Annotated in this window: 10 protein-coding genes; 3 read left to right on the top strand and 7 right to left on the bottom strand. The window is 71.6% G+C overall.

From position 1 onward, the window contains the following. Nucleotides 1–178 precede the first annotated feature (178 nt). The 7 genes from ACFWYM_RS35730 to ACFWYM_RS35700 form a co-directional block, all read right to left on the bottom strand. Nucleotides 179–1,828, bottom strand: coding sequence for a dipeptide ABC transporter ATP-binding protein (locus tag ACFWYM_RS35730; protein WP_384846772.1), 1,650 nt, complete (start codon nt 1,826–1,828; stop codon nt 179–181). Beyond that, on the bottom strand, nt 1,825–2,856 hold the full coding sequence (locus ACFWYM_RS35725; protein ID WP_384846770.1) for an ABC transporter permease: 1,032 nt from the start codon (nt 2,854–2,856) through the stop codon (nt 1,825–1,827). Before ACFWYM_RS35725 ends, ACFWYM_RS35730 begins: the two co-directional genes overlap by 4 nt. Continuing rightward, the gene (locus tag ACFWYM_RS35720; RefSeq protein WP_384846768.1) at nt 2,853–3,845 is read right to left on the bottom strand and encodes an ABC transporter permease; all 993 of its coding nucleotides are present in this window, start codon (nt 3,843–3,845) and stop codon (nt 2,853–2,855) included. The genes ACFWYM_RS35725 and ACFWYM_RS35720 overlap by 4 nt, the downstream gene beginning before the upstream one ends. 20 nt (nt 3,846–3,865) lie before the next feature. Then, the gene (locus ACFWYM_RS35715; protein WP_384846766.1) at nt 3,866–5,584 is read right to left on the bottom strand and encodes an ABC transporter substrate-binding protein; all 1,719 of its coding nucleotides are present in this window, start codon (nt 5,582–5,584) and stop codon (nt 3,866–3,868) included. Nucleotides 5,585–5,740: 156 nt separating this feature from the next. Then, on the bottom strand, nt 5,741–5,833 hold the full coding sequence (locus ACFWYM_RS35710; protein ID WP_384846764.1) for an Ms4533A family Cys-rich leader peptide: 93 nt from the start codon (nt 5,831–5,833) through the stop codon (nt 5,741–5,743). A 90-nt stretch (nt 5,834–5,923) separates the two neighbouring features. Beyond that, the gene (locus ACFWYM_RS35705; RefSeq protein ID WP_384846762.1) at nt 5,924–7,402 is read right to left on the bottom strand and encodes a DUF3152 domain-containing protein; all 1,479 of its coding nucleotides are present in this window, start codon (nt 7,400–7,402) and stop codon (nt 5,924–5,926) included. 8 nt (nt 7,403–7,410) lie between these two features. Further along, on the bottom strand, nt 7,411–8,415 hold the full coding sequence (locus ACFWYM_RS35700) for an alpha/beta fold hydrolase (RefSeq protein ID WP_384846760.1): 1,005 nt from the start codon (nt 8,413–8,415) through the stop codon (nt 7,411–7,413). A gap of 221 nt (nt 8,416–8,636) precedes the next feature. Between ACFWYM_RS35700 and ACFWYM_RS35695 the strand changes: the two genes are divergently transcribed. From ACFWYM_RS35695 to ACFWYM_RS35685, 3 genes are all read left to right on the top strand, one after another. Beyond that, nucleotides 8,637–8,867, top strand: coding sequence for a hypothetical protein (locus tag ACFWYM_RS35695; protein ID WP_384846758.1), 231 nt, complete (start codon nt 8,637–8,639; stop codon nt 8,865–8,867). Nucleotides 8,868–9,057: 190 nt separating this feature from the next. Beyond that, nucleotides 9,058–9,699: a TetR/AcrR family transcriptional regulator gene (locus ACFWYM_RS35690; RefSeq protein WP_384846756.1), complete on the top strand. Its 642-nt coding sequence runs from the start codon at nt 9,058–9,060 to the stop codon at nt 9,697–9,699. Nucleotides 9,700–9,859: 160 nt separating this feature from the next. Beyond that, the gene (locus ACFWYM_RS35685) at nt 9,860–10,087 is read left to right on the top strand and encodes a DUF3107 domain-containing protein (protein WP_384846754.1); all 228 of its coding nucleotides are present in this window, start codon (nt 9,860–9,862) and stop codon (nt 10,085–10,087) included. Nucleotides 10,088–10,189 lie beyond the last annotated feature (102 nt).

Here is a 10,189-nt window from a genome sequence, read left to right as displayed (position 1 = left end):
TTGGTTGGCGCCTTTGACCGGGCGGCTCGCTGCGGAACGATCGTTGGGGGACTTGCGGGTGGGGCTATGGACGGTTGTCCATCGCGCCACCAAAAGGGGTGAACGGCCGTAACTTTCCCGCGCCGGTTGCGTTCCGTCGCGCTATAACGCTCTCAGAGCGGCTTTTCGTTACGGAGCGTCAGGCTGCGGCCAGCTCCCTCCGGGCCGTCCGGCGGCTCGCCGCCACGTCCGGGTCGAGCGCGGGCACGGCCGCCAACAGGCTGCGCGTGTACGGGTCCTGGGGTGCGTCGTACACCTCGTCGACCGTCCCGGTCTCGACGATCCGGCCCGCCCGCATCACCGCGACCCGGTCGCTGACCTGCCGTACCACCGCCAGGTCGTGCGCGACGAAGACCAGCGCGAGCCCCAGTTCGCTCCGCAACTCGTCCAGCAGCGCGATCACTTGGGCCTGCGTCGTCACGTCGAGCGCGGAGACCGGCTCGTCGCAGACGATCAGGCGGGGCTCGGCGGCGAGCGCCCGTGCGATGCCGACACGCTGGCGCTGACCGCCGCTGAACTCGTGCGGATAGCGGCCGTAGTGCGCCGGTTCGAGTCCGACGCGCTTCAGGAGCTCCGCCACACGCCCGCGGATCAGCCGCTCGTCGCGGTCGCCCCGGGCGCGCAGCGGGTCGGCGACGGACTCGCCGATGGAGCGGCGCGGGTTGAGCGAGGAGACCGGGTCCTGGAACACCATCTGCACGTCGCGCACCGCGCCCCGGCGCCCGGTCCGCCCCGCCCCACCCGCTCGCTCCGCCCGCCCGGCCTGCTCCGTACCCCCGTGACGGAGTCGGCCGGACGTCGGTTCGAGGAGGCCGACGAGCATCCGGCCCAGGGTGGTCTTGCCGCTGCCGCTCTCGCCCACGACGCCGAGCGTCTCGCCCGCGCGGACCGTGAGGGACACCCCGTCGACGGCGGCGACGGAGCGCTTGCCGCGCCCGAACTCCCGCCGCAGATCGGTGGCTTCGAGCACGATCTCGCCGGGCTCGCCCTTCCGCTCGGCACTCTCGGCACGCACCGCGTCCACCCTCGGCACCGCGCCGAGGAGTTCGCGCGTGTACGGCTCCCGGGGCGCCCGCAGGACCTCCCCGGCCGGTCCGCGCTCCACGGCCCGGCCGCCCCGCATGACGAGCACGTCGTCCACGCTCTCGGCGGCGACGCCCACGTCGTGGGTGACGAGGAGCAGCCCCATGCCCGTCTCGGCGCGCAGCGTGTGCAGCAGGTCGAGGATCTGGGCCTGGACGGTCACGTCGAGCGCGGTGGTCGGCTCGTCGGCGATGAGGAGGCGCGGCTCGCAGGCGAGGGCCATGGCGATCAGCGCGCGCTGGCGCATGCCGCCGCTGAACTCGTGCGGCCGCGAGCGGGCCCGCCGCGCCGCGTCCGCGATGCCGACGCGGTCGAGCACCTCCACGGCACGCGCGCGGGCCGCCTTCCGCGAGGCCCGCGTGTGCACCCGGTACACCTCGGCGATCTGGTCGCCCACCGCGTAGTACGGGTCGAGCGAGGAGAGCGGGTCCTGGAAGACCATGGCGGCCGTCCCGCCGCGCAGCCGCCTGAGCTCCGCTTCGGACGCCTCCCCCGGGTCGACGCCGCCGACCCGCACGCCCCCGCCGACGCGCGCCCCGGTCCCCCGGTGCAGCCCGAGCAGCGCGGCCGCCACGGTGGACTTGCCGGACCCCGACTCCCCCACGAGCCCAAGGGCCGCCCCCTCGGCGAGCTCGAAGGAGAGCCCGTCGACGGCCTTGAGGGAGCCGAACTCGACGGTCAGATCCTCGACTTGTACGAGACTCATGTCAGCACCACCCGACGGTCGGCCACCGCGTACAGGACGTCCGCGACGGCGTTGGCGAGCACCACGAAGAAGCCGGTGACCAGGACGAGGCCGACCACCACCGGCAGGTCGACGACATTGACGGCGTGCACGAGTTCGCGCCCGATGCCGGGGAGCCCGAAGAGGGTCTCGCTGAGCACGGCGCCGCCGAACATCGTGCCGAAGTCGTTGGCGGTGAGCGCGATGACGGGCGCGAGCGCCCCCTTCAGGGCGTGCCGCCCGATGATGGACCGCTCCCCGACCCCGTACGCCCTGAAGGTGCGCACATGGTCCTCGGCGAGCGTCTCCAGCATCGAGGCCCGGGTCAGCCGCGCGTACTTGGCGGCCTCGATGAGCGCGAGCGACAGCCAGGGAAGGAGCAGGTTCCAGGCCCACTGCGTCGGGTCGTCGGTGAAGTTCACGTACTGCGGGAAGGGCAGCCACTGCAGCTGTCCGCAGACGACGATCATCAGGACCAGGCCGATCACGAAGACGGGCGTGGCCGTCCCGGCGAGCGTGACGCCGGTCAGGACGCGCTCGCTGAGCCGCCCGCGCCGCCACGCGGAGAGCACTCCGGTGCCGACGCCGAGGATCAGCCACAGCACCATGGCGCCGAGCGCGAGCGAGCCGGTGACCGGGAGCTTGTGCAGGATGAGCTGCGTGACCTGCTGGTCGCTCTGGTAGGAGAGGCCGAGGCAGGGCGCCGAGCAGTGCTCGGTGCCGGTCCCGGTGGAGTAGTCGCGGCCCGCGACGATGCCCTGGAGGAAGTCCCAGTAGCGCACGTACACGGGGTCGTCGAGCTTCAACTGCCCGGCGACCTGGCGGACTTGTTCGGGCGAGCAGCGCGGCCCGCAGGTGATCTGCGCGACGTCGCCCGGAGCGACGTAGAAGACCGCGTAGATGATGACGGAGATGGCGAACAGGGTGACGACGGCGGCGACGGCACGGCGCAGCAGGAACCCGCCCATGCCGCCGAAGAACCCGGTCGCACGGCTGAGGAACCCGCTCATGCGGCCCCCTCCCGCTTCCGCCCGGTCCCGATCCGCAGCCGCGAGGCCGCGCGCGGGTCGAGCGCGGTGCGCACCCCGTCACCGAGGACGGTCAGCGCGAGCACGGTCACGAACAGCGCGCCCGCGGGCAGCAGCAGGTACTGCGGCGCCGCCTGGTACCAGACGTCCGCCGAGGTGAGCATCTGCCCCCAGGACGCGGTCGGCGGCTTCACACCGACGCCCAGGAAGGAGAGCGCCGCCTCCACCGTGATGTTCATGGGCACGAGCAGCGCGGCATAGGTGAGGACGGGCGCCGCGAGCGCGGGCAGCAGCTCGCGGCGGGCGATCTGCACGGTGCGCCAGCCGCTGAGCCGCGCGGCGGCCACGTGGTCCAGCTCCTTGAGGGTGATGGTCTTGGCCCGCACGATCTTCGCGGTGTTGCCCCAGGCGACGAGCCCGATGACGAGCGCCACGAGGGCGGGCCGCGGGAATCCGCTGGGCACGACCGCCATCAGCGCGAGCGACAGGATCATCAGCGGCATCGCCACGATGACGTCGGTGGCCCGGCTCAGCACCTGGTCGACCCAGCGGCTGCCGAGCCCCGCCGCGATGCCGACGGCGACGCCGAGCAGCACCTGGATGAGGGTCGCGGCGAGCGCGACGCCCAGCGAGACGCGCGCTCCGTGGACGAGGCGGGCGAACAGGTCGCGCCCGGTCTGCGGTTCGACGCCGAGCCAGTGGTCGGCGCTGATGCCGCCGAAGGAGCCGATGGGCACGCCCCCGCGCGCGGAGTCGATGAGTTTCGGGTGGTAGGTGGTCGGGTCCTGGCCCTCGAGGGCGGTGAGCAGCGGCGCGCCGAGCGCGACCAGGACGAGCAGCGCGACGACGGCCGCCGCGACGAGGGCGGCCCGCTGCGCACGCAGCCGCCGCCAGAACTGACGGGCACCGGAAGCCGGGGCGGGCGCGTCCACGCCCGTCCCCGCTTCCGAGGCCAACAGGGCCTCGCTCATGGTGTGTTGAACCGTTCGCCCTACTTGACCGCGACCTGCGAGATGTCGAGGACACCCGTCCAGTCGCTGATGACGATGTTCTTGACGTCCTTGCCGTAGGCCCGCTTGTAGACGGGGTGGAACAGCGGCACGGTCAGGGCCTGCTCACCGATCTTCTTGTCGAGGGCGCCCCACCGCTTGGCCGCGGCCTTCAGGTCGGTCAGCTTGTTGATCTCGTCGATCTCGTCGTTCACCGACTTGTCGTTCAGGAAGCCGGAGTTGAAGTTGTAGCCGTCCTGGACGATCTGCCGGCCGTCGAAGATGGGGGCGAGGAAGGGACCGCCGGAGGGCCAGTCGGCACCCCAGTGCGCGAGGAAGAGACCGGGCTCCTTCTTGGCGCTGTGGACGGTGTCCTTGTAGTCGTTGTCCTCAAGTCCCTTGAGCTTGACGGTGATTCCGGCCTTCTTCAGGGCGTCCTGGAGGGCGGTGGCGATCTCCGGGCTGGTCTCGAAGTCCTTGGCGTTGGAGTGCACCAGGGTGACGGTGAGCCCGTCCTTGTAGCCCGCCTCCTTCAGGAGCTCCTCGGCCTTCTTCGGGTTGCCGCTCTCGCCCGCCGGGAAGTGGTCGTACTTCGTGTATCCGAAGGACTTCTGGTTGGGCAGATACGTCGTCGCGGCCTCGGCGAGCGAGGATCCGCCGGCGGCATTGATCACCGACGAACGGTCGACGGCGTACGAAATGGCCTGCCGCACCTTCGGGTTGTCGAAGGGCTTCACCTTCGGGTTGAAGGCCAGGTAGTTGGTGTAGCCGAAGTGCCCGGTGCCGACGTTGGCCGCCTGGTCGTCCTTGCCGCCGAGCTTGGCGAGCTCGGCCGGGCCGAGGTTGGTGTCGGTGGTGACGGCGGTGGCGTCGGTGCCCTGCGAGGCCGCGAGCCGCTGGTTGATCACGGACGAGTCGAGCCCCGACCGCACATCGATGACGTCCGGGTACGCCTTGCGCTCCGGGTCGGTCTTCGCGGACCAGTGCGGATTGCGCTCGAGGCGCAGCCGCTCACCGTCGTTCTCGTTCTTGACGACCTTGTACGGCCCCGAGGACAGCGGGTGGTTCTCGTACTTCGTCCCCTTGTCCTTGCTCTTGGGGACGGGGGTGGTCTGCGTCTGGGTCGCCAGGAAGGGGAACTCGCCCTCGGGCTTGTTGAGGTGGAAGACGATGGTGGAGTCGTCGGGCGTCTCGATCGAGTCGAGCCCCTCCTTGTCCTTGTAGGGCCCGTCGTAGTCGGCCCCGCCGATGAGCCAGTCCCTCAAGTAGGGCGCACCGCCGGAGAGTTCGGCCGCGAAGGAGCGCTCGATGCCGTACTTGATGTCACCGCTGGTGATCGGCGACCCGTCCTCGTACGTGAGGCCCTTCTTCAGGTGGTACGTCCACACGGTGGCGTTCTTGCTCGGCGTGCCCAGGTCCGTGGCGAGGTCGGGCACGACCTTCGCGCCCTCGGCGCCGTCCTCGCGGTTGCGCGTGGTCAGCGTGCGGAAGACGAGGCTGGGCACATTGCCGCCGCCCGAGGTGTAGAGCCGCGCCGGGTCGAAGTCGACCTGCGGGTCACGGTTGAGGACGGTGAGCGTGCCGCCCTTCGCGGGCTTCCCGTCGCCGCCGCTCCCGGCGTCGTTGTCCTTGGGGCCCGCGCAGGCGGCGGCGCCCGAGGCCAGGACCAGGCTGACGGATGCCGCTGCCACGCGGCGGGCTATGACGGACGGTTGACGCATCGGAGTGCCTCTCGGGGAAAGGGAGTTGAGGTGGTGCGGACGCACAGGAACCACCCCGGGCACGCCGAATGCCGGACCGCAGCCGTGAAAAGCCGCAGAAAAGGCGGCACAACGGTGCAGAAAGAGAGAAAAGCGACGCACTCGCCGGGGCGGGCGTCAGCAACAGTGAATGTCGGCCACGCAGTGCGCGGTCACGCCGAAGAGCGCCAGCTCAAGGGCGGCGCACGAGGAGGCGTGACGAGGCGACATGCGCAGAAATATGAACGAACGCGCGACGAATGTCAAAGCCGTTCCATGAAACCGCCCGGGAGCCCGGCGGGAACAGCCCCCGGGCGCCGCTCAACTCCCCGGGAACGCCCACGGGTTGGGCTTGCAGCGAATCCCGTCATGATCGAGGAACTTCGTCTGCTGCTGCATGACGGGCGCGAGGTCCCCGTCCTTGGTGCAGTCGGTGTGGTTGAAGCCGAGCCGGTGGCCGGTCTCGTGATTGATCAGCATCTGCCGGTAGGTGAAGATGCCGACGTGGGCGTCGTGGTACGTCTTCGAGCCCTGCGCCCACCGATAGGCGTTGATCATGACGCGTTCGGTGGCGGCGGAGTCGCACGACACATTGTCCTCGGTCGTGTCGAGCCCCGATTTCGCGCACCATTTCGCGGTCGTTCCCGGGCTCGCCAGCGTAATCACGAAATCGGGGTGCCCCGAGGAGATCCGCTCGAAGGTGCGGCCGCCGCCGTGCGCCCAACTCCGGTCGTCGTTCAGGGTCTTCTGCACGGCCTGCGCGAACAGTCCGCCGTCCAGACCGAGCCCCTTTTCGACGTCCACGCGATAGCGGAACACCTTCCCCTTTCCGGGGGCCTTGTCGAAGCCGGATATCGCCTCGAAGTCACCGGACGCGGCGAGCTTGGCGTCCAGCGGGTACTTCTTGCCCATCTTCGCCTCGTAGCTCGCCGGCGAGGGCTCGGGCGGGGTGGGCCGGTCGTCGGAGCGGGAGGCGGAGCTGTCGTCGCGGTCCGCGCCGCCGCCCTTCGCGGCCTGCGTCTGCGACGGGGCGGAGTCGTCGCCCCGGTCGGCCACCTGCCCGGCCACGACGACGGCGAGCACGGTGGTCACGGCGGCGGCCGCGATCCCGGTGAACGTCCGTCCCCGGCCGCCCTTCTCGCCCTTGCCGTCCGCGTCGGGGTGCTCGTACGGCGGCTCATCCCCGCCGTCGTCACCGTCGTCGTCGAGACCGAGAGGCGCGGGACCACCGTCGGCGTGCCAGTCGGTGACGGAGGCATACGGGTCCCGGGCCTGCCGGGGCACGAAGACGTCCTCGTCCCGCCGGCCGTCCGGGTCGAGATCGAGGTCGGCGGGTTCCGGACGCGTCCGGGGCGGCGGGACGGGCCGCGCCTGCGGCACGCCGTAGGCCGCGCCGAGCCGGGGCCCGGAGCCACTGCCGGTGACGCTGCCCCAGCCGCCCCCCGGCTCCCGCTGCTCGGGGTGCCCGCCGCGTACGTGCGGGACGCCGTGGGGCGGGGTGGGCTGCGGGAATCCGTGGGCGGGGGTGCCGTGCGGCGGAGTCCCGTACGGAGGACGCGGCTGGGGCTGCGGCCGGGCCTGGGGCTGCGGCTGGCCCTGAGGCTGAGGCCGGACCTGGGGCTGCGGCCGGGGCATGGGCGCCCCGCCCTCGGACCCGGCCCCGGGCCCGCCGGGCTGGGGCACGCGCCGACGGCGTCCGGTGCCGGGCCCCGACGGCCGGGTGTCCGGCGTGCCGGGTATGCCAGAGGTGCTGGTGGTGTCCGAGGTGCCCGCCGGACCGCGGCGGCTGTGACGTCCCACGCCCCGACTCAGCTCCCCGACCCGGCGACAGCGGCACGTGCACCCTGACGGGCACTCAATTCCCGTACGTCCGTGAGGAGTTCACGGAAGGCCGTGGCGACCGTCGACGGATACTCCATCATCGCCACATGCCCGGCCTCCGGCAGCGTGAGCAGCCGCGAGTCCCGGAACGCGGCCGCCGCCTTGCGCGCCATCCGGTACGAGACGAGCTGGTCCCGGCCGCCGTAGACGAGCAGCGTCGGCGCGAGCACCCGCTCCGCCTGCCGCCACAGTCCGTGCTGACCGCCCAGCGTGTACGCGTTCACGATCCCGCGCGCCGACCGGGCCATCGCGTCCCACATGTACGGGAGTTCGAGCCTGCGCTCCATCTCCCGCACCGCCGCACGGAACCCCTCCGGCGAGACCTTGCCGGGATCCCCGTAACAGAGCGCCATGACCCCGCGCACCCGCTGCTCCGGCGTCCACTCCTTGGTGAGCCGGGTGAAGAGCCCCGCGATGCCCGGCACCGCGAGCAGCCCGGTCGGCACCGCCGTGCGCTGCACCCGCAGCTCGGGCAGGGCGGGCGAGACGAGCGTGAGGGTGCGCACGAGGTCGGGGCGGACGGCGGCGACGCGCGTCGTGACGGCCCCGCCCAGCGAGTTGCCGAAGAGGTGCACGGGGCCGTGCTCACGTGCGTCCAGGTAACGGATCACGGCCCGGGCGTGCCCGGTCACCGAGTAGTCCCCGTCGTCCGGCGGCGGCGAGTCACCGAAGCCGGGCAGGTCGATCGCCTCGCAGTCCACGACGTCCTCGAGCAGCGGCATCAGCGCCGACCAGTTCTGCGAGGAGCCGCCGAGCCCGTGCACGAACAGCGCCCGCTCCAGGCCGGCCCCCGCCGAGGGACGGGAGCGCACGCTCAGCGTGAGCCCGGGAAGCCCGACCGAATCGAGCCGCTCGCCCTCCGCGACGGCCACGGCACCCGGTTTGGGCGCGGCAGCGGTGGCCAGCGCGCGCGGCAGTTCGGTCGAAGACATGCGGCAATGTTACGAGACGATCACGCAGGGGATCGTGTGTTCGCCATCACAGGCCGGAAAGGACCCCTCCCCTCCGTCCCGGCCCCTGCTGCCTCCCCCGTCCCTCCACTGTCCCCCCTGAGATCGCGTAGCGCCTCGATCGGGTGTCTCCTACGCTCGGAGGGAGAGGGCGAATGACGGATCTCGCACCTGACACTCGCACCCGAGCGAAGAAGGCACTGATGACCGTCGACCCGAGTGACCCCGACACCTTCGCGTCCGAGACCGCAGAGGAATCAGATCCCGGCGCGGCCCCCATGGAGACCCCCGAGGCGGACTCCGCGGAACAGCACACGGACCTGACCCCCGAGCAGGACGAGACCGTCCGGGGCACCGACCAGGACACCGCGAACGTGGCCGACCTCGCCGAACAGGCACGCGTCGTGAGCCTCGACGAGGACGACTACCGCTGACGACCACCCCACCGGACCCGGGCGCCCCGGACTTGTGCCCGTGTTTGCCCTGCTACGCACGGCTTACGGGCCGTGCCGAGGCCATCCAGTCCGTGAAATTCTGCGCTCGCACCGCGCGCATCACGGTTACCGAAAAGTACGATGGCGGCGCGGCGCACACCGCAGCACATGGACGATCTTGGGAGGCGGCGTGACAGCCATCGAGCAGACAGAGGCAGCACGCCCGCGGGGCACACGCCTGCCGCGCCGTGCCCGACGGAACCAGCTTCTGGGCGCGGCCCAGGAGGTCTTCGTCGCACAGGGCTACCACGCGGCCGCGATGGACGACATCGCCGAGCGCGCGGGCGTCAGCAAGCCGGTCCTCTACCAGCACTTCCCGGGCAAGCTCGACCTCTACCTGGCCCTGCTCGACCAGCACTGCGAGGCCCTGCTCCAGTCCATCCGCACGGCGCTCGCCTCCACCACGGACAACAAGCTGCGCGTGGCGGCCACGATGGACGCCTACTTCGCGTACGTGGAGGACGAGGGCGGCGCCTTCCGCCTGGTCTTCGAGTCGGACCTGACGAACGAGCCCGCGGTGCGCGAGCGCGTCGACCGCGTCACGCTCCAGTGCGCCGAGGCGATCTGCGAGGTCATCGCCGAGGACACCGGCCTGCCCGGGGACGAGGCGATGCTGCTCGCCGTCGGCCTCGGCGGCTACTCGCAGGTGGTGGCGCGCTACTGGCTCGCCAGCGGCAGCTCCGTCCCGCGCGACAAGGCGGTGCAGATGCTCACGTCGCTCGCCTGGCGCGGCATCGCCGGCTTCCCGCTGCACGGCACCGAGGGCCACTGACACCGAGGCCCGGAGCGCGGGTTTGTTCCCGATCTCTGTTCGCTACCGGCGTGCACGGGCAAGCCGTCCGCGCCCCCTGGCGGTCCCCTCACCGGGCTAATGTGTGCTGGGTACGGCGCGGACGCCCGCGCACATCACTGACCGTCGGAGGGACAAAGCCGTGGAGGTCAAGATCGGCGTGCAGCACGCGCCCCGCGAGATCGTGCTGGAGAGCGGCGAGAGCGCCGAGGAAATCGAGCGCGCCGTGTCCGAGGCCCTGTCCGGCAAGGCGCCGCTGCTGACCCTGGTCGACGACCACGGCCGCAAGGTCCTGGTTCCGGCCGACCGCCTCGCGTACGTGGAGCTCGGCGAGCCGACGACGCGCAAGGTGGGCTTCAGCGCCCTCTGAGAACGTTCGGGGAACGCTCGGAAAACACACGGAGAACGGCCCGGTGGTTGCCTCAACCACCGGGCCGTTCTTGCGCGTTGCGCGAACGCGTCGCGCGCCCCG

The organism is Streptomyces sp. NPDC059009 (assembly GCF_042740175.1).
Taxonomy (GTDB): Bacteria; Actinomycetota; Actinomycetes; order Streptomycetales; family Streptomycetaceae; genus Streptomyces.
Note: the sequence above shows the minus strand (reverse complement) of the source record. Positions and strands in the feature narration are given on the sequence as shown.